At 71.2% G+C, this 26,868-nt stretch carries 23 protein-coding genes and 2 pseudogenes; 10 read left to right on the top strand and 15 right to left on the bottom strand.

Translation table 11 applies throughout. The features are described 5' to 3' along the window. Positions 1-56: 56 nt before the first annotated feature. From ACIF6L_RS06945 to ACIF6L_RS06920, 6 genes are all read right to left on the bottom strand, one after another. Entirely contained in the window at positions 57-1,118 is a 1,062-nt protein-coding gene (locus ACIF6L_RS06945; RefSeq protein ID WP_396486969.1) for an amidohydrolase family protein, read from the bottom strand. Beyond that, positions 1,115-2,839, bottom strand: a complete 1,725-nt coding sequence (locus ACIF6L_RS06940) for an acyl-CoA dehydrogenase family protein (protein WP_396486970.1) — start codon at positions 2,837-2,839, stop codon at positions 1,115-1,117. The genes ACIF6L_RS06945 and ACIF6L_RS06940 overlap by 4 nt, the downstream gene beginning before the upstream one ends. After that, complete coding sequence (locus tag ACIF6L_RS06935; protein WP_329487450.1) at positions 2,823-3,452, bottom strand: TetR/AcrR family transcriptional regulator; 630 nt, start codon at positions 3,450-3,452, stop codon at positions 2,823-2,825. Before ACIF6L_RS06935 ends, ACIF6L_RS06940 begins: the two co-directional genes overlap by 17 nt. Positions 3,453-3,686: 234 nt before the next feature. Next, a complete protein-coding gene (locus tag ACIF6L_RS06930; protein WP_396486971.1) occupies positions 3,687-5,153 on the bottom strand; it encodes a S28 family serine protease in 1,467 nt (488 codons plus the stop codon). Between the two features lie 140 nt (positions 5,154-5,293). Beyond that, complete coding sequence (locus ACIF6L_RS06925) at positions 5,294-6,226, bottom strand: serine protease (RefSeq protein ID WP_329487452.1); 933 nt, start codon at positions 6,224-6,226, stop codon at positions 5,294-5,296. A gap of 226 nt (positions 6,227-6,452) precedes the next feature. Next, the gene (locus ACIF6L_RS06920) at positions 6,453-7,082 is read right to left on the bottom strand and encodes a TetR family transcriptional regulator (protein ID WP_396486972.1); all 630 of its coding nucleotides are present in this window, start codon (positions 7,080-7,082) and stop codon (positions 6,453-6,455) included. Between the two features lie 111 nt (positions 7,083-7,193). Here ACIF6L_RS06920 and ACIF6L_RS06915 point away from each other — a divergent pair, with 111 nt between their 5' ends. The 3 genes from ACIF6L_RS06915 to ACIF6L_RS06905 all read left to right on the top strand — a co-directional run bounded on the left by ACIF6L_RS06915 (position 7,194) and on the right by ACIF6L_RS06905 (position 8,794). Continuing rightward, positions 7,194-7,349 carry a hypothetical protein gene (locus ACIF6L_RS06915; RefSeq protein ID WP_329487454.1) on the top strand — a complete coding sequence of 52 codons (156 nt, stop codon included), beginning with the start codon at positions 7,194-7,196 and terminating at the stop codon, positions 7,347-7,349. Positions 7,350-7,390: 41 nt separating this feature from the next. Continuing rightward, a complete protein-coding gene (locus tag ACIF6L_RS06910; RefSeq protein ID WP_329487455.1) occupies positions 7,391-7,678 on the top strand; it encodes a DUF4190 domain-containing protein in 288 nt (95 codons plus the stop codon). Positions 7,679-7,915: 237 nt separating this feature from the next. Further along, positions 7,916-8,794 (top strand): metallophosphoesterase family protein, encoded by an 879-nt coding sequence (locus ACIF6L_RS06905; RefSeq protein WP_396486973.1) that lies wholly within the window; start codon positions 7,916-7,918, stop codon positions 8,792-8,794. Positions 8,795-8,813: 19 nt separating this feature from the next. On the opposite strand, the pseudogene ACIF6L_RS06900 reads toward ACIF6L_RS06905, so the two are convergent. Continuing rightward, positions 8,814-9,735, bottom strand: a pseudogene (locus tag ACIF6L_RS06900) (IS982 family transposase). 327 nt (positions 9,736-10,062) lie between these two features. On the opposite strand from ACIF6L_RS06900, the gene ACIF6L_RS06895 reads away from it, so the two are divergent. Continuing rightward, positions 10,063-10,533: a hypothetical protein gene (locus ACIF6L_RS06895; RefSeq protein ID WP_396486974.1), complete on the top strand. Its 471-nt coding sequence runs from the start codon at positions 10,063-10,065 to the stop codon at positions 10,531-10,533. 502 nt (positions 10,534-11,035) lie between these two features. Here ACIF6L_RS06895 and ACIF6L_RS06890 read toward each other — a convergent pair. The 7 genes from ACIF6L_RS06890 to ACIF6L_RS06860 all read right to left on the bottom strand — a co-directional run bounded on the left by ACIF6L_RS06890 (position 11,036) and on the right by ACIF6L_RS06860 (position 20,419). Beyond that, positions 11,036-13,627, bottom strand: coding sequence for an ABC transporter permease (locus ACIF6L_RS06890; RefSeq protein WP_396486975.1), 2,592 nt, complete (start codon positions 13,625-13,627; stop codon positions 11,036-11,038). Next, the gene (locus ACIF6L_RS06885; protein ID WP_396486976.1) at positions 13,624-14,379 is read right to left on the bottom strand and encodes an ABC transporter ATP-binding protein; all 756 of its coding nucleotides are present in this window, start codon (positions 14,377-14,379) and stop codon (positions 13,624-13,626) included. Before ACIF6L_RS06885 ends, ACIF6L_RS06890 begins: the two co-directional genes overlap by 4 nt. Beyond that, the gene (locus tag ACIF6L_RS06880; RefSeq protein ID WP_329487459.1) at positions 14,376-14,654 is read right to left on the bottom strand and encodes an SHOCT domain-containing protein; all 279 of its coding nucleotides are present in this window, start codon (positions 14,652-14,654) and stop codon (positions 14,376-14,378) included. The genes ACIF6L_RS06885 and ACIF6L_RS06880 overlap by 4 nt, the downstream gene beginning before the upstream one ends. A 269-nt stretch (positions 14,655-14,923) precedes the next feature. Further along, positions 14,924-15,601 (bottom strand): response regulator transcription factor, encoded by a 678-nt coding sequence (locus ACIF6L_RS06875; RefSeq protein ID WP_359802891.1) that lies wholly within the window; start codon positions 15,599-15,601, stop codon positions 14,924-14,926. Further along, positions 15,598-16,797: a sensor histidine kinase gene (locus ACIF6L_RS06870; RefSeq protein ID WP_396486977.1), complete on the bottom strand. Its 1,200-nt coding sequence runs from the start codon at positions 16,795-16,797 to the stop codon at positions 15,598-15,600. Before ACIF6L_RS06870 ends, ACIF6L_RS06875 begins: the two co-directional genes overlap by 4 nt. Positions 16,798-17,050: 253 nt before the next feature. After that, positions 17,051-19,579 carry an ATP-dependent Clp protease ATP-binding subunit gene (locus ACIF6L_RS06865; RefSeq protein ID WP_396487120.1) on the bottom strand — a complete coding sequence of 843 codons (2,529 nt, stop codon included), beginning with the start codon at positions 19,577-19,579 and terminating at the stop codon, positions 17,051-17,053. A gap of 93 nt (positions 19,580-19,672) precedes the next feature. Next, the gene (locus tag ACIF6L_RS06860; protein WP_359802896.1) at positions 19,673-20,419 is read right to left on the bottom strand and encodes a VIT family protein; all 747 of its coding nucleotides are present in this window, start codon (positions 20,417-20,419) and stop codon (positions 19,673-19,675) included. Positions 20,420-20,711: 292 nt separating this feature from the next. Here ACIF6L_RS06860 and ACIF6L_RS06855 point away from each other — a divergent pair. From ACIF6L_RS06855 to ACIF6L_RS06845, 3 genes and pseudogenes are all read left to right on the top strand, one after another. Continuing rightward, positions 20,712-20,837 (top strand): annotated as a pseudogene (locus ACIF6L_RS06855) (GntR family transcriptional regulator); the annotation flags it as partial. Beyond that, positions 20,836-21,048 carry a helix-turn-helix domain-containing protein gene (locus tag ACIF6L_RS06850; protein ID WP_396487122.1) on the top strand — a complete coding sequence of 71 codons (213 nt, stop codon included), beginning with the start codon at positions 20,836-20,838 and terminating at the stop codon, positions 21,046-21,048. The pseudogene ACIF6L_RS06855 and the gene ACIF6L_RS06850, both read left to right, overlap by 2 nt. Before the next feature lie 1,655 nt (positions 21,049-22,703). Continuing rightward, on the top strand, positions 22,704-23,648 hold the full coding sequence (locus ACIF6L_RS06845) for a nuclease-related domain-containing protein (protein WP_396486978.1): 945 nt from the start codon (positions 22,704-22,706) through the stop codon (positions 23,646-23,648). A 1-nt stretch (position 23,649) separates the two neighbouring features. Here ACIF6L_RS06845 and ACIF6L_RS06840 read toward each other — a convergent pair whose 3' ends face one another. Continuing rightward, on the bottom strand, positions 23,650-24,129 hold the full coding sequence (locus ACIF6L_RS06840; protein WP_396487123.1) for an NUDIX hydrolase: 480 nt from the start codon (positions 24,127-24,129) through the stop codon (positions 23,650-23,652). A gap of 18 nt (positions 24,130-24,147) precedes the next feature. Here ACIF6L_RS06840 and ACIF6L_RS06835 point away from each other — a divergent pair, with 18 nt between their 5' ends. The 3 genes from ACIF6L_RS06835 (at position 24,148) to ACIF6L_RS06825 (ending at position 26,798) form a co-directional block, all read left to right on the top strand. After that, positions 24,148-24,927 carry a GntR family transcriptional regulator gene (locus tag ACIF6L_RS06835; protein ID WP_396486979.1) on the top strand — a complete coding sequence of 260 codons (780 nt, stop codon included), beginning with the start codon at positions 24,148-24,150 and terminating at the stop codon, positions 24,925-24,927. Between the two features lie 138 nt (positions 24,928-25,065). Then, positions 25,066-25,413 (top strand): hypothetical protein, encoded by a 348-nt coding sequence (locus tag ACIF6L_RS06830; protein WP_396486980.1) that lies wholly within the window; start codon positions 25,066-25,068, stop codon positions 25,411-25,413. Between the two features lie 5 nt (positions 25,414-25,418). Next, a complete protein-coding gene (locus tag ACIF6L_RS06825; protein ID WP_396486981.1) occupies positions 25,419-26,798 on the top strand; it encodes an FtsK/SpoIIIE domain-containing protein in 1,380 nt (459 codons plus the stop codon). Positions 26,799-26,868 lie beyond the last annotated feature (70 nt).

Genomic DNA, 26,868 nt, shown 5'->3' with positions numbered 1-26,868 from the left:
GGCCTGCCGCCAGTCAGCCCGCCACCGGTCGGCCCGCCGGGGTCAGCCCTTCGGGGTCAGCCCTTCGGGGTGAGCCCGAAGAGTGCGGCCGCGTTGTCGTGGCAGACCGCCCGCAGCCACTCCTCCCCCAGTCCCAGCCCGGCCAGCGCCTCCAGCTGGTGGACGTACCGGTACGGGATGTTGGGGAAGTCGCTGCCGAGCAGGACGCGGTCCTGGAGCGCACGCAGGCGGGACAGTTCGCTGCGCGGGAACGGGTCGTCGGCCTCGACGAAGTCGGTGAACGCCATGGTGGTGTCCAGCCGGACGGACGGGTGGCGCTCGGCGAGGTCGAGGAAGTCCCGGTACTCGGACATGCCGAGGTGGGCGACCACCAGGACCAGCCCCGGGTGCCGGTCCAGGACCTCGCCGATCGGGCCGGGGCCGGTGAACTTGCCCGCCACCGGCCCGGATCCGCAGTGGGTGACCACCGGCGTACCGGTCTCGGCCAGCAGCCCCCAGACCGCGTCCAGCCGGCGGTCCGTCGGGTCGTAGCCGCCGACCTGGAGGTGCGCCTTGAACACCTGGGCGCCGTCCTCGACCGCCCGCGCCACGTAGCCGGGCGCCTCGGGTTCGGCGAAGAAGGTCGCGGTGTGCAGGCAGTCCGGGGTGCGGGCGGCGAAGTCGGCGGCCCAGGCGTTCAGCCAGGCCGCCATCCCGGGCTTGTGCGGGTACAGCATGGAGGTGAACGCCCGGACGCCGAACTCCCGCAGCCGCTCGACCCGTTCGGCCTCGGCGACGCGGTAGGTGATCGGCCAGGGCCGGTTGACGAGCGGACCGGCCAGGTCGAAGTACGCCCACACCTTGTCGAGGACGTTCTTCGGCATGAAGTGGGTGTGCACGTCGATCAGGCCGGGGAGGCCGAGCGCCTGCCAGAAGCCGCGGACCGCAGCGGCCTCGTCCGCTTTGGTTGCCTTGTCTACCTCGTTCGCCTCGATTACTTCGTTCGCCTCGATTGCCTGGCTGGCCTCGGTCGCCGTGTCCGCCTCGGCCACCTCGGCGGTCTCGGCGGTCTCGGCGGTCTCGGCGGTCTCGGCGGTCTCGGCGGTCTCGGCGGTCTCAGCCGCGTCGTCCGCGCTCATGCGGGCACCGGGCGGGCGCGGTCGATGATCGCCCCGGCGTCGAGGCCGGCGGGCAGGGTGCCGAAGGCCGCGCCGTGGTCGCCGCCGAGGCGGGAGGCGCAGAAGGCGTCGGCCACCGCCGGGTCGCCGTGGCGGACCAGCAGCGATCCCTGGAAGGCCAGCGCCATCGCCTCGACCAGTCGGCGCGTCCGGTACTCCAGATCGCTCGGATCGGTGAGCTGCTTGCGGAGTTCGGCGACGGCGGCGTCCAGCCGGCGGTCCGCGCCGGCGGCGGCGTCCAGCTCGCCGAGGAAGGCCTCGACGGTCTCCGGGTGCTTGGCCATGGCGCGGAGCGCGTCCAGGGCGGCGACGTTGCCGGAGCCCTCCCAGATCGAGACCAGCGGCGCCTCGCGGTAGAGCCGGGGCATCCCGGACTCCTCGACGTAGCCGTTGCCGCCCAGGCACTCCAGTGCCTCGGCGGCGTGCGCCGGACCGCGCTTGCAGACCCAGTACTTGGCGACGGCCAGCCCCAGCCGGCGCACCAGCGTCTCGGTCCCGTCCCCCGCCAGCGCCCGGTCGGTGGCCTCGGCGAGGCGCATCGCCACGACGGTGGCCGCCTCGGACTCCACCACCAGGTCGGCGAGCACGTTGCGCATCAGCGGCTGGTCGACCAGCGCCTTGCCGAACGCCCGCCGGTGCAGGGCGTGCTGGACCGCCCGGGTGGCCCCCAGGCGCATGCCGGAGGCGGCGCCCACGGTGCAGTCGAGACGGGTCATGTTGACCATCTCGATGATGGTCCGGACCCCCCGGCCCTCCTCCCCCACCAGCCAGCCGACCGCGCCGTCGTACTCGAGCTCGGCGGAGGCGTTGGACTTGTTGCCCAGCTTGTCCTTGAGCCGCTGGAGGTGGAGGCGGTTGCGGGTGCCGTCCGGCAGGACACGGGGCAGCATGAAGCAGCTCAGCCCGCCCGGAGCCTGGGCGAGCGTCAGGAAGAGGTCCGACATCGGCGCCGAGGTGAACCACTTGTGGCCGGTCAGCCGGTAGGTGCCGTCCGCCTGCGGAGCGGCGGTGGTGGTGTTGGTGCGGACGTCCGAGCCGCCCTGCTTCTCGGTCATCGACATGCCGGCGATCAGTCCCCGTTTGCCGTGCGGCTCGCGCAGCCCGAAGTCGTACTCGGTCGCGGCCAGCAGCGGCTCCAACTCGGCAGCCAGCGCCGGGCTTGCGCGCAGGGCGGGGACGGCGGCGTAGGTCATCGAGATCGGGCAGGTGTGACCGGCCTCGACCTGGCCCCAGACGAAGAACTTGGCGGCGCGGGCGGAATGCGCGCCCGGCCGGCCGTCCCGCCAGGGCGTGGCGTGCAGACCGTGGCCGACGGCGGTGCGCATCAGCTCGTGCCAGTACGGGTGGAACTCGACCTCGTCGATCCGGTGACCGAACCGGTCGTGGGTGCACAGCACGGGCGGGTGCTCATTGGCCAACCGCCCCCAGTCGGCGGCCTGTTCGGAACCGGCCAGCCGGCCGAGCTCGTGCAGCTCGGCCTCGGCCCAGCCCGCGCCGGCCCGGTGCAGGCCTGCGAGCAGGGTCGGGTCGGCGGCGGTGTCGTGCCCGTACGGCAGCGGCACCTGGTTGGTGACCTCGTGCGTCCGGGAGGGCGCGTACACCGGAACGGGGGCCACCGGAGTGGGTGCGGTCACGTCGGGTGCGGTCGTGTCGGGCGTGGTCGTGTCAGGCGTCGCTGTCATCGCGTCCTCCCAGGGCACGCAGGGTGAAGGAGACCAGGGCGGGGACCACCTCGGGCGGGGTGTCCCCGGAAACGGGTGCGTGGGCCGCGGCGAGCGGACCGGCCAGCGCCTCGCCCACCGCGCCGACCAGGGCGGCCGCGGTCAGCTCCGGGTCCTGCCGGGGCAGTTGACCGGCCGCCACGGCGGCGGCGATCTCGGTGGCGATCACATCGCGGAACGCCCGCCGGAACACCAGCCGTTCGGCGTCCACGACGGCGTCGGCCGGCTCGACCAGCAGTACGTGGGCGAGCCTGGGCGCCCGCAGGGCGCGGGCGGCGAAGGTCTCGACCACGGCGGCGATCCGCCGCTTCGGGGTCTCGTGGCGGGCGACGGCCGAGGTCACCGCGGCGATCTCGCGGTTGACCACCCGGCGGAACAGCTCGACCGACAGCTCGGCCTTGTTGGCGAAGTGCTGGTAGAGGCTGCCGGTGGCGATTCCGGCGCGGTCCGCGACGGCGGCCATCGAGCAGCCGCCGTAGCCGCGCTCGGCGAGCAACCCGACCGCAGCCTGCAGGACCGCCTCGCGCTGGGCGTCCAGTCGGGCTTGTACGGCGGGGGTGCGTCGATAGGCCATGAAAGTATTGAAGCACCGATTCATTGCTTCGGGGAGGGGGCACGCTGCGTTCTCCGCGTCCAGCGGGGGCTTGCGCCCGGGGAGGATTCCACGTGCGGCGGAGGTTCCGCGTCGGACGGGGACGCCGAAGGGCCACCCCTCGCGATGGCGACGGGTGGCCCCGGTGGGTCGGTCGGCTCACGCGTGACACTCGGTGATGCGTGACGGCCGGCGACGCGTGACAGCCGTGGCGCGTTACAGCCGGTGGTGCTCCAGCTTGAGGCCTTCCTCGTCCAGCGGCCCGAACGGCGGGATCTGGTGGGACTGCGCGAGGGACTTGGCGGCGGCCGGGTCGGCCAGGCCGGCCCACTCCAGCACCTTGGCGGTGGCCTGGACCGACTCGTCGGCCTTCAGCTTGCCGATGTTGGACCCGTGGTTGCCGCCGGCCACGGTGTAGACGTAGCTGTCCTCACTGCCCCGGCCCAGCCGGAACGGCTCGGCGCCCCACGGGTCGTTCTGGCCGTAGACGAAGATCATCCGCTCGGCGGAGTGCTTCACCCAGCGGTCGATGTCGCGCATCGCGGACGCGTCGAAGCGCATCGGGATGTTCTTCGGCACGTACGTGCGCGGCGAGTACAGCTCCTTGTAGTCGTAGTGCTGCAGGCCCTTCAGGTGCGAGACGTCGAAGGACGGCGAACCCAGCTGGGTGCCCGCCTGGTAGTAGTACGCGGTGTACTGGGCGAGCGACTGGTCGCTGTTGCCGGTGATGCCGGACTGGGTGTCGAACCACGCGTACAGCTCGTCGTCGGTGGCGGTGGCCGCCACCGGGACGGCGGCGCAGTCCGCCTCGGTGCTGTACTGCCAGAACGCCCAGACGACGTCGAGCACGCCCGCCTCGTAGGCCCGGTCGGCGCTGCCCGTGGTGGCGAAGGTGGAGCCGGCCGCCGCGTTGTCGGCCACGTAGCGGGCCTCCAGGCGGTCGCGGCGGACGAGCAGCTCGCGCTGCGCGGCGGCGAGCGTGGCCCGGCACTCCGGGGTACCCACGGTCCGGAAGAACTCGGTGTAGGCGGAGTCCTCGCGGTTGTCGACGTCGTTCGGCGCGACGTACGCGATGGTGCCGTCCACGTCGTCCGGGAAGAAGCGGCGGTGGTAGGTCGAGGACATACCGCCCTTGCTGGCCCCGGTCGACAGCCACGCGCGGTGGTAGACGCGCTTCAGCGCGGTGATGATCCGGTGCGAGTCGGTGGCGGCCTGCTCGATGCCGGCCTTGGTCCAGTCGGCCGGCTCCGGGCGGGACGGCGAGAAGTAGCGGTACTCGATCGAGACCTGGTTGCCGTCGGTCAGCCGGGTCGGCTCGGTGCGCGAGGGGTTGGTGCCGAGCGTGTAGCCGTTGGTGTAGAAGACGGTCGGGCGGTCGTACCCCCGGTGCAGCACGCTCAGCCGCTGCTGGAAGGTGCCCAGCCAGGGGCGGAGGTGGTCGATCGGCTGGGTGTAGGTGAGCAGGAAGTAGCGGTGACCGGTGGTGGTCGGCTTCTCCTCGGTGACGGTCATCCCCGGGATCGCGGCCAGGCGGTCCTTGATGTCGGCCGCGGGGTTGTCCGCGGCCGAGACCGGGCCGGCCGACGCGTCGGCGCCGGCCGCCAGGGCGGGCGTCGCCAGACCGAGGCCGAGCAGCGGCATCAGCAGAACGGCGACCAGCAGCCTTCTGAGCTTGGTGGACATCAACTCTCCATCGGGTCAATGGAACTGTTCGACACTCTCCGGCAATCGGCGCCCGACTGCCGGACGATCGGCCGTCCGGTAGACGGCCGAGTGGGCCACCCGCGGGATCGCGGATGGCCCACCGGGGAAAGATGTGCTGATCAGGGGCGCGGCAGGGTGCAGCCGGCCCGGGTGAGGTCGAGGCGGTTCCCGGCGGCGAAGCAGGCCGGGATGCCGTAGGTCTCCTGGGCATAGTTGATGCCCTGGCGGACGGTCACCACACCGTTCTGGTCGACCTCGCACGGGTTGTTGTCCGTGCAGCGCTCGCCGTCCTCGTTACCCGTGTTGTTCACGGCGACGACCTGGCCGGTGCTGGTGTCGATCACCGGGGAGCCGGAGGTACCGCCGATCGTGTTGCAGCTGGAGGTGTAACGGACCGAGTCCTTCCAGGTCCAGGAGCCCTCCTTGAGCCGGTAGACGAAGCCGTCGACCGAGCACGAGTAGGTCTTCTTCCAGTACCCGGAGACGACCTTGATGGAGGTGCCCTGCACCGGGTGGCTCGCGGAGATGGTCAGCGGGGCGATGCCGTAGCTCGACTGGATCGCGGCATAGGTGGTGTTCAGCTGGTAGATCGACACGTCGGTGTCGGTCATCGTGCCGTAGACCACCTTGTTCGCGCGCAGCGTGGCGACCTTGGAGCCGGTGCCGTTGAGCAGCGAGAACGTGCGGCTGGAGGACTGGTTGACGACCACCTGGCCGGGGCCGGGGAACCCGGTCTCCAGGCAGTGGCCGTTGGAGAGGATGAGCGCCGGGTCCGTCGCGGCGGAGGCCGGAAGCCGGACGAGCGAACCGGAACAGTTGCTGAGCGCCACCGTCCCGGCGAAGTTCACGGCAGCCCGGGCCTGCTGGTCCTGGGACGAGGCCTGGAGCTGGGGGTCGGCCAGGGTCTGGGCCGCGACCTGTGCCTCGGTCGCGGCCGCGGGGGCGGTCCGCGCGTCCGCGGGCGACGAGGCGACGGCGGCGGGGGCGCCGGCCAGGGCGGTCGCCCCGGCGAACAGGAGCGCGGCGAACGTGCCTATGAGCGGCTTCTTCATGAGAGACCTCTCGTTGTGGGGGTGCACCAAAACTGGCGCGGACATGACGAGTTGTCAAGGGTCCACCACGAGGGGAGGTCAGACGGAGGGAGGCCTCGGGGGCTGGGGAGCGGGGTGAGGACCGGAGTGAGGACCGGGGCGCGGAGCGGCGGGAGTGGGGCGCGGCAGTGGGGCACGGGACCGAGCGCCCCAAGTGGGACGGCGGCACCGCCGACCAGGGCTACCGTCAGCCGCCCTGCCAGTGGCGGCGACCGAGGCTGATGAGACGCAGCTGCAGTCGGGCGGTGGCGGCGATGTGCCGCTCGCGCTCCGGGTCGGCCTCCTGCGCCTCCAGGAGGGCGGCGGCCGTGGAGACCATGTGGTCGACATACAGCTCGGCGAGCGTCCGCAGATCCTCCTCACTCCATCCCTGCGACACCGGCTGGAGCGCGAGCGCCGCACCCACCTCCGTGGCGAAGCGCCCGAGTTCGACGTCGATCGCCTCCCGCACCTGCCGCACTCCCCCGTGCCGCTCGCGCGCCAGGAAGCGGACGTGCGGCCGATGGTCACGCACATGCTGCTCGATGACGTCCACCGTCCGGTCGATCAGCTCGTCGGACCCGCCCGCACCGGCGAGTACGGAACGGATCATCACATGGAGGCTGGCGAGCGATTCCTCGACCAGGGCCACCCCGAGGGCGGCGAGGTCCGGGAAGTGCCGATAGAAGGCGGCCGGCGAGAGTCCCGCCTCCCGGGTGACCTCGCGAACGCCGACGCTCGCGAGGTTCTGATCGGCCAGCAGGTGCAGCCCCGCGTCCAGCAACGCGCGCCGACTCTGCTGCTTCTGGGCCTGCCTGGCCCCAACGGTGTGACTCACGCCATTCAGTAAACAATCGTTTGCCGAAAATGGCCAGCCCGCGTAGAGTGACAGAGGATTCAGCGAACACTTGTAAACCCAAGGCGGTGGAAGCCGCCGGAAGGGACCGCCATGATCCTGCTCACCGCCCTGGTCGCCATGGGCGTCCTCATCGGCGCAGCCGCGCACACCACGCTCCCGGTCTTCCTCACCGCCGCCGCTGCCATCGCCGCCTGGCTGCTCGCGTTCGGCGCCCGCGAGGGCATCGCCCGCCTGCGTCAGCGCTGACCCTCTCGCCACACCACCGTCCCGGAAGGACACCCGCCGTCATGAACACCGCCACCGCCACCAGCACCGGCGCCGCTGTTCGGCGCCACCGCACCGCCGAGGCCGACAACCTGGCCGTCGCCTCCTTCCTGCTCGGCCTGCCGGGCCTGCTGCTCTTCAACATCGTTCTCGGCCCCCTGGCCATCACCCTCGGCACGCTCGCCCTCGTCCGGGGCACCCACCGCCGTGGGCGCGCCCTGCTCGGCATCGTCCTCGGCGTCGCCGCGCTGGTCGTCCTCGCCGTCACCACCGCCACCAGCCACGGCGTGCTCTGGCAGATCGGCGACTGACCTCGGCGCCGGTCACGCCTTCCTGACGGCCCAGCGGCTCCGGCGTCCTGGCGGCCCCCTCGGCCCTCGAACGCCCTTGATGCCCTGGCCGCCCTGGCCGCCCTGGCCGCTCCGGTCACTCTCGTCCCAACGGCGGAACCGAGCCGCTCGAACGACTGATCCAGCCAACCTGCGGCGCGAAGCCCGTCCGTCCCCGTACTGTGGCGGCATCGGCCGGGTGACGACATGGGGGCTGGAGTGACGACCGAGTACCAGAGTGACGCGCAGTCGGGGCGGACGGGAGGCCCCGAACGGGCTGGCCGGCTGCTCGCCGTCAGCGATCTGCACGTCTCCTACCAGGAGAACCGCGACCTGGTGGCGAAGCTGCAACCCGACTCGCCCGACGACTGGCTGATCGTCGCCGGTGACATCGCCGAGATCAGCACCACCATCGAGTGGTCCCTGAGCCTGCTCGCCGAGCGCTTCGCCCGGGTCATCTGGGCCCCCGGCAACCACGAGCTCTGGACCCACCCCGACGACCCGGTGCAGCTGCGGGGTGTCGCCCGCTACGAGTACCTGGTGGACCTCTGCCGCCGACTCGGTGTCGTCACTCCCGAGGACCCGTACCCGGTCTGGGAGGGCGCCGGCGGACCGGTCGCCATCGCGCCGCTGTTCCTGCTGTACGACTACACCTTCCGGGCTCCCGGTACGACCACGAAGAAGGAGTCCCTGGAAGCCGCGTACAACAGCGGTGTGGTCTGCTCGGACGAGCGGATGCTCCACCCGGACCCGTTCCCCGACCGCGACTCCTGGTGCCGCGAGCGCGTCCGGCTCACCGAGAAGCGCCTGGCGGCCTGCGACCCGGAGCTGCCGCTGGTCCTGGTCAACCACTACCCGCTGGTCCGCCAGCCCACCGAGATCCTCTGGTACCCGGAGTTCGCCCAGTGGTGCGGCACCGAGCTGACGGCGGACTGGCACCGGCGCTTCAACACCGCCGCGATGATCTACGGGCACCTGCACATCCCTCGGGTGACCAACTACGACGGCGTCCGCTTCGAGGAGGTCTCGCTGGGCTACCCCCGCGAGTGGCGCCGCCGCGGCCTGCCGGACCCGCTTCTGCGTCAGGTGTTCCCCTAGACGAGTCATTCCGAAGTGATCAGTGGTCGTAGGCGATCAGGGACCGTGTGATTGGCTGTCCGGTCTTGTGGTTGTGCCAGATTGCTGCGGCCAGCGCGAGGACGCGTTGGGCGACGCGGACGGCGATGCCCTCAAAGGTCCGTCCGCCGTGTTGTTCCAGGTCGAGCTGGCCTTTGAGGGTGTCGTTCACCGACTCGATCAGCTGCCGCACCGATTTCAGCAGTGACTCGCCCTTGCGGCGTTTCTCCCGCTTGAACGGGGCCGCAGCAGCTCTGCCCCGCGCATGGCCAGATCGGTCTCGAATTCCTTGGAGGCGAAGCCCTTGTCCGTGATCATCAGCAGGCCGGGGCGGTCGGTGACTGTTTCCGGCTCACGATCCGACATCGCCGTCAGCACCTCGCGCTCGTCCAGCTTCGGGTTCGCCAGGGACCACAGGATCGGCATGCCAGTTGGGGCGCACACCAGGTACAGCCGCAGGCCCCAGAAGTATCGGGAATGGCTGGCACAGTATCCGTATCCGTATCCGTATCCGTATCCGTATCCGTATCCGGCCCAGCCTGCCAGGTCCGACCGCTTCACGGGGGGCGTGACCGGCCGCACTCGACCGGGGTGGAGTCGATGATCCAGTGGTTGTCGAACCAGAAGTCGGTGTCTGTCGCAAGGAGCCGTATAGCCCGCCTGACCAGCGGCAGCGCAGCCCGCAGCCGCTTGTTCCAGCCCGGCTGCTTCGGCATGAAGGGGAACATCTCGCCGAGGCGGGAGCTGACGAACCGCAGCCACCTGGACTCCGAGGTGAAGCCCAGCATCGCCTGGGCGACGGCGAGGCAGACGAGCTCGGAATCGGTCAGCCGGGGAGGGCGTCCCAGCCGCCGGGTGTCCGTCAGCTCGTCGTCGATCTTCACATACAGTGCGGTGAGCAAGGCGTCCAGGTCATTCGTCACAGAACGATCTTGGCCGCCCTGTCTGTCTCTCCGGCCGCCGGCGGGGGACTGCCCGATCGCTCGGCTTCACGCTTGAGCAGGCCGACAAGCGACGGGAGACCGGACGTCGCCGCCATGGCCGCCCGTGCTGGATCCCCCGGTCCGCGCTGTGGCCAAGAACGCCCAGGGCAGCGCGAAGATCTCAGATCTTCCGCCGTCTGCTGCCCGCCGTTGTCGAGTGCGGCGACGACCTGGCCGCGTCCCGGCCCCGGCCCCGGCCCCGGCCCCGGCCCGAGATTGCCCGAACCCCGTGCCGTGTTCACGCCATCGATGTCATAGTCGGACGTTGTGTGGACAACGCTTGCGCCGCTCATCGGCGTCCTACTCGGCGGGCTCATGTCGATGCTGGCCCAGCGCTCGGCAGGACGCGCCTTGGAACGCGGCGAGGCACGCCGCAGTGCTCATGAACGTGCCGAGGCGCGCCGCAACGAGCGGCTTACTCACCTCGTCGAATTTCTGTCTGCGGTGCAGGAAGCTGAACGAGTCGCGGTGGATCGGTATCACCACAACCTGGCTGACGAACAGTGGCAGGCCCGGGCACGGCAGGTCCTTGACAGGGTGTGGGTGATGCAGAAGACGATCCACGTACTGTGCGCATCCGAGGTCGGCGAAGCGGCACACAGCCTCGCGTGGGCAGTTCAGGAGGTGATCAGGAAGGGCCCCGAAGATCCGGAAGATCCGCAGGACGAGAAGGTCTGGGCGCACATCCGTCCGAGCCGACAGGCATTCCTTGATCTCGTGCGCGACCAGCTGAGTTGAACCCGGAGCGATTCGGCAGCTGTCGTGAGCGACCCGGGACACGCAGCACCAGCTCCGGCCTCCATTGTGCGGCGAGCGTCATCTACTTCGCGGGCTTCTCAGGGGATGCGAAGCCCGCCTTAGCGCGGGAGGCCTGCATGTCCACTGACCAGCAGCACACCCCCGAATAGCCCCTTGGCCCATCGACAAGCTGATCGCGATCACTTCGGAATGACTCGTCTAGCTCGACCGAGCGCCGGACCCGGCCGGGCTGGATCCGCCCGGCCGGGCACCGGGGCGGACCCCGGTGCCCGCTGGACGGAACGCCGGTCGGGCCGGGGTGACCGAGCCGGCGCCGGCTCGGACCGGTGGCCGGGGGGCCCGGTGGGCCGGGTGGGCCAGGTGGGCCCATGGCGCGTGATGCCCCGTCGGCTCACCCACCCTGCGCTCACCCCGCTGCCGCCTCGACGGCCGTCACCTCGTCGTCCTGTCACCCCGCGCCGCCTCCTCACGCCGCACCTCCTCATTCCGTCGCGATCGCCCTGAGGATGTCGAGCCGCGCCGCCCGGCCTGCCGGGCGCAGGCCCGCGACCGCGCCCGCCGCCAGTCCGGCCACCAGCACCACCGCGAGCTGTCCCGGCGGGATCGCGAACGAGCCCGTCCCGGCACTGTCCGAAGCCCGCACCAGCGCCCAGCCGAGGAACGCCCCGAGACCGAGCCCGCCGACCGTCCCGAAAGCCGCCACCAGGACGGACTCCCAGCGCACCATGCCCCGCAGCTGCGCCCTGGTCTGGCCGACCGCCCGGAGCAGCCCCAGCTCCCTGGTCCGCTCGTGCACGGCGAGGGTCAGGGTGTTGGCGATGCCGAGCAGGGCGATCAGCACCGCCAGGGCCAGCAGCGCGTAGACCACCGAGAGCATCATGTCGACTCCGCCGGCCGCGCTCGCCGCGTACTGCGCCCGGTCCTGCACCTGTGGGTTCCCGAAGGGGGCGGCGGCCTTCTCGACGGCGGCCCGGCCCGCAGCGAGCGGCACGGAGGCCTTGAGCCCGACGGCGACCATGGTGTCCGCGTCCTGCCCGCGGTGCGGCGCCCAGGCCTGGCGGGTGATCAGGTAGTCCCCGGCCAGACCGCTCTCGTCGTACAGGGCGCGGATCGTGAAGGGGCCGCTCACGCCGTCCGTGAAGGCGACGGTCACGCTCTGGCCGAGCCGCCAGCCGCGCTGCTCCGCCTCGCTGCGAGCCACCGCCAGGCCGTCGGTGCCGAGCGCGTCGAGGGCGCCGTCGACGCGGCCGAGGTCGACGATCCCGGCCAGTCGCGCCGGGTCGGTGACGTCCAGGACCCGCCCATGACCGTCGATCCGCGCCACGCCCCGGCCGAGGCCCACCGTCTGCCGCACCTCCGGCAGTTGGGCGAGCGCGTCCGCCAGCTTGGGGCTGACCCCGCTGCCGCCCGCACCGAAGGAGGGCGCGGTGACGGCGAGGTCACCGGCGAAGGACGAGCTCACCGTGGAATCCAGGGTGGCCTTGACCGAGGCGCCGAACACCGTGAACAGCGTGACCACCGCGACGCCGATCATCAGGGCACTCGCCGTGGCCGCCGTGCGGCGCGGGTTGCGGGCCGCGTTGCGCCGGGCGAGCGTGCCGGAAACCCCGCGCAGCCGTGGCAGCGGCGCGCCCAGCGCCCGGACGGCGAGTGCCGCGGCGACCGGACCGAGCACCACCACGCCGGCCAGGACGGCCAGCCCACCCCCGGTGGTCAGGGCGACCGACGGCCCGTCCGTCGCGCCGAGAACGGTGACCGGGACACCCGCCGCGACCAGCAGCCCGCCGAGCCCGACCCGGGCCCTGCCGGACCACCCCTCGGCCGTCCGGTCCACTCCCGTCTCGCGCAGCGCCGCCAGCGGCGCGGTGCGCCCGGCCCGGACGGCGGGCAGGAGCGCCGAGCCGACCGCGACCAGCGTGCCCACGAGCAGCGGCAGCACGACCGCGGCCGTACTGATCACCATGCCGCCCGTCGGCAGCGAGAAGCCGAGTGCCGAGAACAGTGCCTTGAGCCCTGCGGCCACGCCGATTCCGGCGAGCAGCCCGCCGAGCGAGGCGAGCGCACCGACGACCAGCGCCTCCGCCAGGGTCGCCCCCAGCACTTGGCCCCGCACCGCCCCGAGCGCCCGCAGCAGGGCGTTCTCCCTCGTCCGCTGGGCGACCACGATCGCGAAGGTGTTGTGGATGGTGAAAGTCGCGACCAGCAGGGCGATCCCGGCGAAGACCAGCAGCAGGGTGGTGAACATCGTCAGGAACCGCCCCGAGACCATCGCGGTGCTCTCCTGGGTGGCCGCCGTACCGGTGATCGCCTCCACCCCGCCGGGCAGCTCCGGGGCGATCCTCCTCACCAGCTCCTGCTGGGAGATCCCGTCCGCCGCCCGGACCTGGATCGAGCCGGCCTGACCGGCGCCCTTGGGAGTGAGGTGGCGTTCGGCGTCGGCCAGCGTGAGTGCGGTGAAGGTGCTCGGGCCCATCCCGTCCGCGCTGTCCCCGAAGGTGGCGATGCCGACGACGGTGACGGTCACCGGGTCGGGGGTGCGCAGCACGGTGGTGGAGCCGATGTGCAGCCCGCCGGCCTTCGCCGCACCGCGGTTGACCACGGCCTCGCCGGGCGCCTGCGGCGGGTGTCCCTCGGCGAGCCGGTAGGGGTTGAGCCGGCTGTCGGTGAGCCAGTTCCCGGCCAGGGTCGGCGGCCCCTGCCCGCCGACCGGCTTGCCGTCACTGCCGACCAGCTGGCCGGCGCCCTGGACCGACGCCTCGGCGGCGGCCACCCCGGGGACGGCCCGCAGCCGCTCGGTGAGCGCCGTGTCGACGGGTGCCCGGACCCCTCCGGGCGTCCCGGGGGAGTCCAGGACGTCGGCGCTGCGGACCACCACGTCGGTACCGGCATTGGCGTCGGCGAACAGCGTGTCGAAGTTGGAGCGCAGGGTGTCGCCGAGCACCATCGTCCCGGCCAGGAAGGCGACCCCGAGCAGGATCGAGAGGAAGGTGCCGACCAGGCGCCGCTTGTGCGCTCCCAGGGAGCGCAGGCTGAGCCGGGCGGCGGCGGTCGCGGCGGCCGTCGTGGAACTCATGACCGCCCCCGTTCGAAGGCCTTCATCCGGTCCAGCACCCGGTCGGCGCTCGGCTGTTCCATCCGGTCGACCAGCCGGCCGTCGGCGAGGAACAGGGCCTGGTCGGCGTACCCCGCCGCGGTCGGGTCGTGGGTGACCATGACGACGGCCTGCCCCATCTCGTCGACCGCCCGGCGCAGCAGGCCGAGCACCTCGCCGCCGGTGCGGGAGTCGAGGTTGCCGGTCGGCTCGTCGGCGAAGACCACCTGGGGCCGCCCGGCGAGCGCCCGGGCCACGGCGACGCGCTGCTGCTGGCCACCGGAAAGTTCGCTCGGGCGGTGGTGCAGCCGGTCGCCGAGGCCGACGATGTCGATCAGCGCGTCCAGCCAGCCCCGGTCGGGTGCGGCGCCGGCCAGGTCGAGCGGAAGGGTGATGTTCTCCCGGACGGTCAGTGTGGGTACCAGGTTGAACGCCTGGAAGACGAAGCCGATCCGCTCCCGGCGCAGCAGGGTGAGGCGCCGGTCGCCAAGCAAGCCGAGCTCGGTACCGCCGATGTAGGCCCGGCCCGCAGTGAGGGTGTCGAGGCCCGCCGCGCAGTGCATCAGGGTGGACTTGCCCGAACCGGACGGCCCCATGATCGCGGTGAACCCCCCGGCCGGGAAGTCGACCGTGACGTGGTCCAGCGCCCGGACCACGGTGTCGCCGACGCCGTAGACCTTCACGGCGTCGACGACCCGCGCGGCGGTGTCGCGTACGACGTCGAGTGTGCTCACTTCCCCGCGCCCCCTCGGCCCTGCTCGCGCCCGCGCCGGCTCTCGGTGAGGACGGCCCGCTTGGCGCGGTACTCCTCCGCGTCGATGGCGCCCTCGGCGTACCGGCGGCCGAGGACGGCCAGCGGGTGGTCCGCCCCGGCACCGCAGCCGCGGCGCCAGACCGTCCGGCGCAGCACGACGATCACAAGGAACACCACGGCGGCCCAGGCGAGCGGGATCAGCAGGATCCAGGGACCGGGCCAATGCCCGTCGTGGTCGGCCAGCAGCGTGTACATGGTGGTTCATCTCCTCGGCGGTGGGCTTCAGCCGCTTCGGGGTGCGTCCCGAAACACCTAGAGCGTCCCGCCGGGGAGCCTGCTCCCGCGTCCTCCGGGCAGCGGCCGTTGAAGTACTCCCGCGGGAGTACGGACGGCCCGGCAGCCGCGCTTGGGAAGTAGCGGACAGGCACGGGGAAGGGGTATACGACGTGCCGGCCCAGGGCGTGCGGGACGGCCCGGGCCGGGACGTCGTCCAGACCCGGGCCCCCACCCGCCGGAAGCCGCGCTCAGCCCAGCCAGCCGGGCCGGACCAGCCCCGACTCGTAGGCCAGCACGACGAGTTGCGCCCGGTCCCGCACACCGAGCTTCACCATCGCCCGGCTGACGTGCGTCTTGGCGGTCAGCGGGCTGACCACCAGTCGGCGGGCGATGTCCGCGTTGGACAGCCCCAGACCCACCAGCGCCAGCACCTCCCGCTCCCGCTCAGTGAGCGCCGAGACGTCCGAGAGCCCCGCCGGGGTCTGCTCCGGCGCCTTGGAGCGGGCGGCGAACTCGCCGATCAGACGGCGTGTCACCCCCGGCGAGAGCAGCGCGTCCCCCGCGGCCGCGACCCGGACGGCACGCAGCAGCTCGGCCGGCTCGGTGTCCTTGACCAGGAAGCCGGCCGCCCCCGATCGCAGGGCCTCGAAGACGTACTCGTCCAGCTCGAAGGTGGTCAGCACGACCACCCGCACCTCGGTCAGGGCCGGATCGGCGGCGATCCGCCGGGTCGCCTCCAGCCCGTCCGTGCGAGGCATCCGGATGTCCATCAGGACGACGTCCGGGCGGAGTTCGCGGGCGAGCCGGACGGCGGCGTCGCCGTCGTCCGCCTCACCGACCACCGTGAGGTCGTCCTGCTGGTCGAGCAGCGCCCGGAAGCCCGCCCGCACCAGCAACTGGTCGTCCGCCAGCAGTACCCGGATCACTCGTCCTCCGCACCGGTCGTGGGCAGCGTCGCCCGGACCCGGAATCCGCCGCCGACCAGCGGCCCCGCCGTGATGGCGCCGCCGAACGCGGCGGCCCGCTCCCGCATGCCGATGAGCCCGCTGCCGGTGCCACCCGCGTCGCCGACCGCGGCCGGACCGGGGTCGTCGACCGTGACGACCAGCGCGGTCGGGTCCGACCAGTCCAGACCGACCGTGGCCCGCCGGGCCACCGAGTGCCGGATCACGTTGGTCAACGCCTCCTGGACGATCCGGAACGCCGTGAGGTCGACACCGGCGGCCGGTGCGCGCCGGTCACCCGTCTCGCGCACCTCGACGGCCAGCCCGGCCCGCTGCGCCTGCTCGGTCAGCTCGTCGAGCCGGGCCAGCCCGGGCGCCGGACCGCGCGGCGCGGCCGTACCCGGCCCGCGCAGCGTCCCCAGCACCTGGCGGACCTCGCCGAGGGCCTCCTTGCTGGTCGCCTTGATCGTCGTGAGCGCCGTACGGGCCTGCTCCGGCCTGCTGTCGATCAGTTCCAGCGCGACCCCGGCCTGGACCGTGATCAGCGACAGGCTGTGCGCCAGGATGTCGTGCAACTCGCGCGCCATCCGCAGCCGTTCCTCGTCGGCCCGGCGCTGCTCCTGCTGCTGGCGGTACTCGCGGTGGGCGGCGAGCTGCTCCCGCCGGAACCGGACGATCTCGGCCACCGACAGCACCAGCAGCAGCCAGGCCACCAGCCCGAGCTCCTGCCACCAGGCGATCTGCTGCGGCTCCGTACGCAGCCAGTCGGCCGGCACCACGAAGGTGATCAGCACATGGGCGAGGTAGACCCCGCCGAGGCCCGCCCAGGCGGCCTGCCGGTGCCCGGAGGCGACCGCCACGCAACAGGCGATCACCCAGCTGGCGAAGACCGGCCCGTACGGATAGCCGGCGGCCAGGTACAGCACCGTGACGGCCGAGCTGCCCGCCACCGCCGCCACCGGCCACCGGCGGCGCAGCACCAGCAACGCCGGCCCGAGGAGCAGCAGCAGGTAGCCGAACGGGTCCAGCTGGACCCGTCCGCTCTGGTGGCCGGCGGCCGCCGTGGACCCCACCACCTGCACCGCCGCGACGACCAGCGCGGTGGCGACCGGCCAGCCGGCCTTCGCCGCCCGCACCCACGGCGGGCGCCAGGGCTCGACCCGCCCGCCCTCGGGCATGGCGGACCCCGGCCGGGGATGCTCTCCCGCCCCGGGGGGCATTCCCGACACGGGCGGCACCTCCGACGACGACGGCCCGGGGTGCGCCCGCGACGGCTTGGGTGTACGCGGCGTCATGCCCGGAAGGCTAGACCCCGGGCCCGGCCCACCGCGTCACCCCGGGGTGGCGTTCGGGCGTACTCCCGCGGGAGTACGCCCGAACCTCGCTGACCGGTCCGACCTGGTCCGCACCGGCAAAGCCGACCGCACCGCGCTACTGCGGATCGGCGGCCTTCGCCCAGGCGTCCTCCGCCTTCGCCGACGGCTCCGGCCGGGCCAGCGCCACCACCAGCTCGCCCGCGTCCACCTCCGCGATCAGCGTGTCCCCCTCCCGGACCGTGCCGTCCAGCAGCAGGTTGGAGATCCGGTTGTCCAGCTCGGACTGGATGGTGCGGCGCAGCGGCCGCGCCCCGAACTCCGGCTGGTAGCCCCGGTTGACCAGCCACTCCTTGGCCCCGTCGGTGATCTCCAGGTCGATGTTCTGCGCCTTCAGCCGGCGCCGGCTCCGCTCCAGCATCAGGTCGACCACCTTGAGGAGGTCCTTGCGGGAGAGCGCGTGGAAGACGATCACCTCGTCGATCCGGTTGAGGAACTCCGGTCGGAAGTGCGTCCGCAGGTCCCCCATCAGGTCGTCCCTGATCTCGTCCACGTCGCCCGCGTGCTCCAGGATCCGCTGCGAGCCGATGTTGCTGGTCATGATCACCACGGTGTTGCGGAAGTCGACCGTACGCCCCTGGGCGTCCGTCAGCCGCCCGTCGTCCAGTACCTGGAGCAGCAGGTTGAAGACGTCCGGATGCGCCTTCTCCACCTCGTCGAAGAGCAGCACGCTGTACGGCTTGCGGCGGACCGCCTCGGTGAGCTGCCCCGCCTCGTCGTAGCCGACGTACCCGGGCGGCGAGCCGACCAGCCGGGAGACGGTGTGCTTCTCCTGGAACTCGCTCATGTCGAAGCGGATCATGCGGTCCGGGTCGCCGAACAGCAGCTCGGCCAGCGCCTTCGCGAGTTCGGTCTTGCCGACGCCGGTCGGCCCGAGGAACAGGAAGGACCCGGTCGGCCGCTCCGGGTCGCCCATCCCGGCCCGGCCGCGCCGCACCGCCTGGGCGACCGCCGTGACGGCCTGGTCCTGCCCGATCACCTTCCGGTGCAGGTGCTCCTCCAGCTGGAGCAGCCGCTCGCGCTCGGTCGCGTTCAGCTCCGCGACCGGGATGCCCGTCCGGCCCGAGAGCACCTGCGCGATGTCCTCCGCGGTGACCGCGACGACCTCCTCGCGCGACTCCCTGACCGCGGCCAGCTCGTCCTCGGTCTGCCGCAGCTCGGTCTTGAGGTTGGCGGCCCGCACGAACTCCTCGTCCGCGACGGCCTCCTCCAGCTCCCGGCGCAGCTTGGTGATCCGGTCCTGCACCGGCATCGCCTCGGTGGAGCCGCTCAGGCTGCGCAGCCGCACCCGCGCGCCGGCCTGGTCCAGCAGGTCGATCGCCTTGTCGGGCAGGAAGCGGTCGCTCACGTAGCGGTCGGAGAGGCTCGCGGCGGCGTCCAGCGCCTCGTCGGTGAACCGCACCTGGTGGTGCGCCTCGTAGGCGTCACGCAGCCCGTGCAGGATCTCGACCGTCTCCTCGACGCTCGGCTCCGGCACCAGCACCGGCTGGAAGCGGCGCTCCAACGCGGCGTCCTTCTCCACGTGCTTGCGGTACTCGTCGAGGGTGGTGGCGCCCACCACGCTCAGTTCCCCGCGGGCCAGCGCCGGCTTGAGGATGTTGCCCGCGTCCATCGAACCCTCGCCGCCACCGCCCGCGCCGACCACGGTGTGCAACTCGTCCAGGAAGAGGATCACGCTCTTCTCGGCCGCCGTGACCTCGTCGATCACGCTCTTCAGCCGTTCCTCGAACTCGCCCCGGTACTTGGAACCCGCCACCAGCCCGGTGAGGTCGAGGGCGACCACCCGCTTCTCGCGCAGGCTCTGCGGCACGTCTCCGGAGACGATCCGCTGCGCCAGACCCTCCACGATGGCGGTCTTGCCGACGCCGGGTTCGCCGATCAGCACCGGGTTGTTCTTGGTCCGGCGGGAGAGGATCTCGACGGTCTGCTCGATCTCCTCGGCCCGGCCGACCACCGGATCCAGCCTGCCCGCCCGCGCCTCCTCGGTCAGGTCCCGGCCGTACTCGTCCAGCGTGGGCGTCTGGCTCGGGCGCGCGCCGGTGCCGCTGCGCTCACCACCCGTCCCGCGCCCTTCCATCACCGTGCGCAGCGCCTCCGGCGAGGGCGCCGCGTTGCGCAGCGCCGTGCCGGCGCCGGAGCGCTCCTCGTCCAGCAGCGCGCCGAGGATGTGCTCCGGCCCGATGTACGACGCGCCGGCCTCCTGGGAACGGGCGTGCGCGGCGAGCAGCGCGCGCTTGGCGGACGGCGTGAGCGCCGGGCGGCCGCCCGGCGTCTGCGCCCCGCCCCCGGACGGCAGTTCCCTGCCCAGGTCCTCGGCGAGCTGCTCGGGGTCGATGCCGGCACGCTCCAGCATCCGCCGCGAGGCCTCCACCTTGGTGGCGGCCCAGACCAGATGGGCGGTGTCGAGGTCGCTGCTCCCGTCCTCGGTGGCGCGTCGCGCGGCGAGCGCCAGCAACTCCTGCGAGGACTCGCTCAGCAGCCGCCCGATCGGCACCCGCTGCACGGCGGGCGGGGAGGCCGTCGGACTCATGCCGAAGAACCGGCTGAGCAGGTCGGAGAACGGATCGCTCGATCCGAACGGGGGCATGGTCACCGTGGTTCACCTCTCCCAAGCAGTCTGCGCTCACACAAACACAGCCTCCCTGGCCCCGCACCCGCTCGGACGCCGGTCAGGTGCCGGTCAGCCGCCCGTCACCCGGTCGAGCAGGACACCGCCGCTGTAGGTGACGACCATCGCCAGCGAGCCGCCCGCCACGTTCCGCAGCACTGCCCGCAGCGGCCCCGCGCCGCCCAGCCGGGCGCTCACCCAGCCCGACGCGGTGAGCGCCAGCAGGACGGCCGCCACCGTCACGCCCAGCCGCCAGGACTCCGGCGGCAACAGCACGGCGAGCAACGGCACCAGCGCCCCCAGCGTGAACGCGGCGGCGCTGGCGAACGCCGCCTGCCAGGGGTTGGTGAGCGCCTCCGGGTCGATCCCCAGCTCGGTGTGCGCGTGCGCCGCCAGCGCGTCCCGCTCGGTGAGCTCCACGGCCACCCGACGGGCCAGGCCGTCGTCGAGCCCGGCGCCCCGGAAGAAGTCGGTCAACTCGTCCAGCTCCCCCTCCGGATCCTCCGCCAGCTCGCGCCGCTCCTTCGCCAACGCGGCCTGCTCGGTGTCACGTTGCGTGCTGACCGAGACGTACTCCCCGGCCGCCATCGACATCGCCCCGGCCAGCAGACCCGCCACCCCCGCCACCACCAGCGCCGTCCGCGAACCCGACGCCCCGGCGACACCGGTCACGATTCCCGCCGTCGAGACCACACCGTCATTGGCCCCGAGCACGGCCGCCCGCAACCAGTTCAGCCGCGACGACAGCTCGGCCCGAGTCTCACCCTGCGCCGGCCCGTCGGCCTCCCCGGCCACCTCGGCCGAAGTCTGTCCGCCCATCAGCGATCACCTCCGATCATGCCCCGGGGCTACCCGCTCCTCCGATGATCAATCCGCCCACCCGCCCCCTCCCCGCAAACGCCAGCGGCCCAGGCCAGGACAACCGTCCCGACCTGGGCCGACGATCGTCCGGGCCCACCACGAGTCGTCCGGACTGGCCGCGAGAGCCGGACTCGGCCGCTCCCGGGGCGGGTTGAGCAGCAAGGTCCACGCCGCTGTCGACTCCGCGGGCCGACCGGCGGATCGCGACATCTGCACCGGCGACCAGAAAGGCCTTGGCAGGGACTCTACGATGACGTCGCTTCCCTCTGAAGCCGCGCTGGTGGAGGAGTACTCCGTCGACCGCACCACGGTGAAGCGCGCGCTCGATGTTCTGGCTGTTCTGGCTGCCAAGGGCCTGATCCGATCGCAGCCCGGTGTCAGTCGGGTTGTCGCGGGCGCCGAGCCCAAGGTACCCCGGTGCTCGACCAACTCACCGCGATCGCTCAGACACTCGACTCGCCCAGAGGACCGGTGCCGCTCGGGAAACTGTCCGGCGCGCGCTCGCGCAGTTGGAAGGGGCCGGCGTTCTCGATGTACGCCATGGGAAGGGCGGACGGGTCCGGGCTCTTCCCGCCAACCTCACCTGATCACGTGGCCCAGGACACCCAGCGCGGGCGCTCGGGAACATGGACCGGCTGCTCAAGCGTCGTCACTGATGTCGGTCTGAGGTGTCAAATGCCCCGGACCATGATCGGTCCGGGGCATCTCTGCTGGTGGGCGCGGACGGTTTCGAACCGCCGACATCTGCTTTGTAAGGATTGGCGTGAGGCACCTTACTTGGCCTTGGGATTCTCGCCCTCGCCCTCGCCCTGGGCTCTTGCCTGTTGATGCCCTCGGGTGACCGCCACATACCGCTCGATCTGGCACGCCTGTGGCACGAGCAGGTCAGCCCGCGAAGAGACTCGGGCACGGGCAGGTCTCCAACGGATCGGCCAGCCGGTCTGACCACCCACCAGACCGTCCTCGGTGGCGACCTACCGACGACTGGGCCAAGCCGAACCGCTCAACCGGTGTAGCTAGAATTGACCGCCGCCGGGAGGCACTCACCCGTCTGGTTCAAGCCTAGTCGCAGAGGCGCTTCAGGCGCCGTGCTATAGATCTATGACTCAAACCATCGCATCTAACTGGGATACGAACTGGTTCGCCGTAGCTGGCATCAGTCAGGCGATCGTAGCCCTGACCGTACTGTTCGGGGTAATCAATCTGAGACAGAGCCGAAAACTGCGCATTATCGCCTACGAGGAGCGTTACGAGGAACGATATTGGAGCCTCATGGAGCGACTTAGCGCAGAAGCCTTGAGGGGGGCACTTCAGCACCCTCCCCCCACTGAACCCAACGAATTAGATTTCCAGGCTGTGCGCTCATATTTTCGGCTCTGTGAGACGCAACTCAACGTTCGAGCCTCAGGGTGGATCACTGATGCCACCTGGAGGCTCTGGGCGCAGGGAATCAGCGACAGAATGCGCCACTATCCGTTTACCCACGTCTGGGATGAAGTGGTCTCCAATCCGCGCGCTAACCATCTGTACCGACGTCTTCGTCAATTCCTAGATGGCGGATCCGACCCTTGCCAGTTGAATAGGCGGACGCGTTGGTGGCGGGGGCTAACTGGATCGAATCATCGCTAAATCTTGTCCCGCATGTGAGTCGGATCGCTGGCCAGAATTACCCAGCCACGCCACGAACGCCACGACAGGCCATGGAGTTGGAGAGCATCGAACGGCAGATCACGTTTCGTGGGCCTGCCCACGCGGGCGGTGGAGCGGTTTTGGCCGGTGTCCTGTCTGGTCTGGGGTCGAGCATGATCGGGGGGCCGTAAGCTGTTGCGACTCGGTCAGGGCTTTTGGGCCTGACCGCAATTTGGCCGAGTGGCCCCCCGGTCTTGCTCGACGCGGGTCCCGGTCCTGGCAGGTGGGTAAAACCGTGGAGCCGCCCGTCACCAGCCACGGCCGGTAGTGACCGGTACCCATGTCCTCCCGCCTGGCGCGGCCGGCCGCCGCCGTCGCGGGGCGCAGACAGGAGCGGCGGCGAGCGGCAGGGCCGCGCGCTGGCGCGCCGCGCGCGCCCTTGAACCCGTAGAGAAGGTTTTTACGCAACACCCCTCCTCCTCTACTCCTCCTTCTGTCCTGCTCTCTCGCCTGCTGGCCGAACCGCCTCCGCTACCTGGCTCGCCGCGTTCCTGTCGATCGGTACGTGGGCATGCTGATCCCGTGTCAGGGAGGGCACACAGGAGGGATGGGCATGGCGGAGCTGGTAGTCAAGCTGTGGCGAGTGCCAGGCAAGGAGCGGCTCTACGTGAACACGGCCGGCGCCCGCGGCGATTCGGTGGCTTGGCTGGACTGCAAGACCGGGGTGGTCATCGTGGACATCCCGGAGCTTGAAGCCTCTGCACTGGCCAAGGTCGAAGACTGGTGCCGCTCCTTCGGTAACCACGTGCCACAACGAACTGTTCGATACCGAGAGGCGAAGCGCCAACCAGCGAAGGTAGTCCCGCCTCCCGCGCCACAGCCTCGGGCTGAGGTGCCGTTCCTGCCTCCCATGCGAGAAGATGACGACCTCGCGCGAAACCTCCCTGGCGCCGGGCTGGAGAGCTTGGTACGCCAGGGCGAGGAGAAGTACAAGCTGCTCGTCCGCCTCGCCGCCAAGGTATCCCGACAGCGTCTCGGCGACACGACCACCCTCCGCGGGCTGGAGGGCGAGCAGATCGTGGGCGCCCGCCTGGAGCCACTGAAAGCCGCTGGCTGGAAGGTCCTGCATGGCATACCGCTGCCGTCCGGATCGGACATCGACCATGTGGTGATCGGCCCGCCGGGCGTCTTCACGGTCAACTCGAAGCACCACCCCGGCGCCACGGTGTGGGTCGGCGACAAGATCGTGAAGGTCAACCGCAACGGCTTCCCGTATCTGGAGAACTCAGAGTTCGAGGCAAGCCGGACCGCCAAGCTGCTGACCGAGTGGTGCGGCTTCGACGTGCCGGTTCACCCCGTCATCGCCGTCGTGGGCGCCCAGAGGATCACGCTCGGTGCGACGCCCGGCGTGACGGTCATGGACGGCGAGCAGATCGCCTCCGTCCTAACCTCCCGGCCGGCGGAACTGTCCCCGAACAGGGTGGATCGGGTCTTCACCATCGCCCGTCACCGCTACGTCTGGAGCCAGATGAGCAAGCACGGAAGGAAGCCCCGCTGACTCAGCTCGCCTGCAGCATGTCGATGAGCGTCCGGCCGTCGTGCGTCCGGACGTGCGGGGCCGCGTCGCCCTGGAGGGCATCGAGCAGACGGACGGCGTAAACCTCGCCCATCCGGTCCGCGACCTCCTCCGGGGTGAGCCACGCGACGGCCGTCGACTCGTCGGACAGCTGCTCGCTGCCGCCTTCGGGATGGCACCGGAAGACCAGGGCGACCACCCCGCGGTTTACGTTCTTGTAGACGCCGGTGAGTCGTTCCACCGAGACCTTGATTCCGGTCTCCTCGTACACCTCGCGGCGAACGCCATCCTCGACCGTCTCCGCGAGTTCGAGCACGCCACCGGGCGGCTCCCACGTGCCGTTGTCGGCACGGCGGATCACCAGTAGCCGGCCGTCCTCGCGCACGACCGCGCCGGCCACAGACACGGAGTGGAGAGGCGTTGACGGTTGAAGTGGGGTGTTGGTACTCATGTACAGGAGAATAGGAGACCTTTCAGCACCATGGCGAGTGGCGAGGCCGCATCGACGGCGAAGGCGAAGTATCAGCAGATCGCGGACGACCTGGCGTCCCAGATCCGATCCGGGGTCCTGCCTCCCGGCGCGGCCATCCCCAGTGAAGCCGAACTCATGGAGCGGTACGGGGTGGCTTCCGGCACCGTCCGCAAGGCCGTCGCCGAGCTGCGGACGACACAGCTCATCGAGACGCACCACGGCCGCGGCTCCTTCGTTCGCTCACGCCCCCCGGTGCAGCGGAAGTCCTCGGACCGGTTCCGCCGTGCTCACCGCCTCGCCGGCAAAGCGGCCTACCTCGCCGAAGCCGAGCAGTCCGGCGGCAAGCCGTCCGTGAACGTGCTCTTCGTGGGGCCGGTCGACGCGCCGGCCGAGATCGCCGAGCGGCTGAACGTGCCCGTCAGCTCAAAGGTGCTGGCCCGCAAGCGGCGCTACTTCCGGGACGGGACACCGACCGAGGAGGCGACGTCCTATCTGCCCTGGGACGTGGTGAAGGACATCCCGGAGACCTTCGCCGAGAACCCCGGTGGCGGCGGCATCTACGCCCGGCTGGAGGAGCACGGTCACACCTTGGCCGAGTTCGTCGAGACCGTCCGGGCCCGGCTGGCGACCAAGGCGGAGACCGCGGCGCTCGCTCTGAGCCCGGGTGCGCCGGTGATCCATCTCGTCCGGGACGCAATCACGGATGCCGGCCGCGTGGTGGAGGTATGCGACACGATCATGGCCGCTGACCAGTTCGTTCTGGACTACCGGTTCGCCGCACGCGACTGACACTCGCTCAACTTCCGCAACCCGTTGCGAGATTCCTTCTCGCGACGGGTTGACTCATGTACAGGAGTCGAGCACTCTTCTATCCATCAACTCATGTACATGAGTGCATGAGATTAGCTCCGCTATAGGAGATGCACCGTGGCCGTGTTCAAGATCGACCTCTCGACCGCGTTCGTGTTCGTGGTTGTCCCGCCGGCTCCGAAGCTGGTGAACAAGCAGACCGGCGAGATCGCCATGGACCGCGAGACGGGGGCCAGGCTGCTGACCGTGGGCCTGACGGTCGCCGACGAGGGTGAGGCGAACCTCTACACCGTGACCGTGCCTGAGACCGGCATCTCGGAGGGTCTGGGCGTCGGTATGTCGGTGGCGGTGACCGGGCTCAAGGCCCGCGACTGGGAGAACGAGTTCAACGGGCAGAAGCGGCACGGGATTTCGTTCCGCGCCGCAGCGATCACCTCGCTCGTCCCGGCTCCCGCGAAGGGCTGAGCGTCATGTCCGAGCTACTGACGCTGGCCGAGGTGGGTGGCCCCCTGGTGGCCGTCACCGGTGGTGCCGCGTACGCCCGGGTCAAGGCGCCGGCGGTGTACTGGTCGGCGATCGGCCTTCCGGTCACGGCGGCGCGGTTCTCCGCAACGTACGGCAGCACCATGGACGCCTGCGGGCTGACGGTGGCGCCGTCCCGGCTGCGGGCCCTGGTCACCCGGGCGACCAGCCGCCGGGAGATCCGCCCGGTTCCGCCGAGGATTCGCCGGGTGCGGCCGACCTCGACGGGCCTGCGGGTCCGCCTGCGGCTGGCGCCTGGTCAGGAACCGGCGGACGTCGCAGCATCGGCCGAACGCCTCCGCCACGCCTGGGGCGTGCACGCCGTACACGTGTCCGTGATCAAGCCCGGGGTGGTGGAGCTGCGGATGACCGGCTTCGACGTGCTCCGCAAGGTGCGGATGCCGCGCCGGATGCCGTCCGGTGAACTGCTGGTGCCGGTGGCACTGCGGGACGACGGTACGGCGTTCGTCCGGGACTACCGGACCATCCCACACTGCCTGACGCTGGGTGCGACGCTGACCGGCAAGTCTGTCTACATGCGCAACCTGGTCACCGGTCTCGCCCGGCGCAGGGTGGCGTTGGTGGGGATCGACTGCAAGCTCGGCGTTGAACAGGCGCCGTTCGCCCCACGGCTGTCGGCACTGGCCACCAATCCGGATCAGGCAAATGCACTGCTGGACAAGCTGATTGGCGAGATGGAAGCGCGGTACAACCTGATCCGCGACCATCAGGGCATCACTGGCTCGGTGTCGGATGACGAGATCACCTCGGACATCTGGGGCCTGCCGACGGACCTGCGGCCGGTACCGGTGGTGCTCGTCGTCGATGAGGTGGCGGAGCTGTTCCTCGTCGCCACCCGCAAGGATGAGGACCGCCGGGACCACATGGTCACCCAGCTGATCCGCCTTGCCCAACTGGGACGCGCCGCCGGAATGTTCCTGGAGGTCTGCGGCCAGCGGTTCGGCTCCGAGCTGGGCAAGGGGGCGACCATGCTCCGCGCCCAGCTCACCGGCCGGGTCATCCACCGCGTCAACGACAAGCCCACCGCCGAAATGGGGCTTGGCGACATCTCGCCCGAGGCGGTCGTCGCCGCCACACAGATCGCCCCCGAAATGCCCGGCGTAGCCGTGGCCGGCGACTCCTCCGGCGGCTGGTCCCGCATCCGCACCCCGTACCTATCCCTCGCCGACGCCGCCCGCATCTGCCGGGAAACCACCAACCTGACGCCCGAGCTGCCCGCCCTCGCGGCCTTCCGACCGGTCGTCCCGGCCTCGGCCGCGACCGCTGACGGCCCGTCCCTGGTCAAGCCCCGCCCCGCCACCGGCTGACCCACCCCTCATCACGGTCGGCGCAACCGCTTCTCGCGCCACGTCCCTACCCCGCCATGCCCCAATCCGG

This window comes from Kitasatospora sp. NPDC086009 (assembly GCF_044540385.1).
Classification (GTDB): Bacteria; Actinomycetota; Actinomycetes; order Streptomycetales; family Streptomycetaceae; genus Kitasatospora.
This window is presented reverse-complemented; position numbering and strand designations above follow the sequence as displayed.

What these genes read in the sequence shown, in the direction of transcription:
- ACIF6L_RS06825 (WP_396486981.1), top strand. Translation starts at nt 25,419, where the DNA reads ATGTCCGAGCTACTGACGCTGGCCGAGGTGGGTGGCCCCCTGGTGGCC.
- ACIF6L_RS06925 (WP_329487452.1), bottom strand. Translation starts at nt 6,226, where the DNA reads ATGAAGAAGCCGCTCATAGGCACGTTCGCCGCGCTCCTGTTCGCCGGG.
- ACIF6L_RS06880 (WP_329487459.1), bottom strand. Translation starts at nt 14,654, where the DNA reads ATGTACACGCTGCTGGCCGACCACGACGGGCATTGGCCCGGTCCCTGG.
- ACIF6L_RS06915 (WP_329487454.1), top strand. Translation starts at nt 7,194, where the DNA reads ATGATCCTGCTCACCGCCCTGGTCGCCATGGGCGTCCTCATCGGCGCA.
- ACIF6L_RS06910 (WP_329487455.1), top strand. Translation starts at nt 7,391, where the DNA reads ATGAACACCGCCACCGCCACCAGCACCGGCGCCGCTGTTCGGCGCCAC.
- ACIF6L_RS06870 (WP_396486977.1), bottom strand. Translation starts at nt 16,797, where the DNA reads ATGCCCGAGGGCGGGCGGGTCGAGCCCTGGCGCCCGCCGTGGGTGCGG.
- ACIF6L_RS06940 (WP_396486970.1), bottom strand. Translation starts at nt 2,839, where the DNA reads ATGACAGCGACGCCTGACACGACCACGCCCGACACGACCGCACCCGAC.
- ACIF6L_RS06930 (WP_396486971.1), bottom strand. Translation starts at nt 5,153, where the DNA reads ATGTCCACCAAGCTCAGAAGGCTGCTGGTCGCCGTTCTGCTGATGCCG.
- ACIF6L_RS06835 (WP_396486979.1), top strand. Translation starts at nt 24,148, where the DNA reads ATGGCGAGTGGCGAGGCCGCATCGACGGCGAAGGCGAAGTATCAGCAG.
- ACIF6L_RS06935 (WP_329487450.1), bottom strand. Translation starts at nt 3,452, where the DNA reads ATGGCCTATCGACGCACCCCCGCCGTACAAGCCCGACTGGACGCCCAG.
- ACIF6L_RS06890 (WP_396486975.1), bottom strand. Translation starts at nt 13,627, where the DNA reads ATGAGTTCCACGACGGCCGCCGCGACCGCCGCCGCCCGGCTCAGCCTG.
- ACIF6L_RS06945 (WP_396486969.1), bottom strand. Translation starts at nt 1,118, where the DNA reads ATGAGCGCGGACGACGCGGCTGAGACCGCCGAGACCGCCGAGACCGCC.
- ACIF6L_RS06860 (WP_359802896.1), bottom strand. Translation starts at nt 20,419, where the DNA reads ATGGGCGGACAGACTTCGGCCGAGGTGGCCGGGGAGGCCGACGGGCCG.
- ACIF6L_RS06865 (WP_396487120.1), bottom strand. Translation starts at nt 19,579, where the DNA reads ATGCCCCCGTTCGGATCGAGCGATCCGTTCTCCGACCTGCTCAGCCGG.
- ACIF6L_RS06845 (WP_396486978.1), top strand. Translation starts at nt 22,704, where the DNA reads ATGGCGGAGCTGGTAGTCAAGCTGTGGCGAGTGCCAGGCAAGGAGCGG.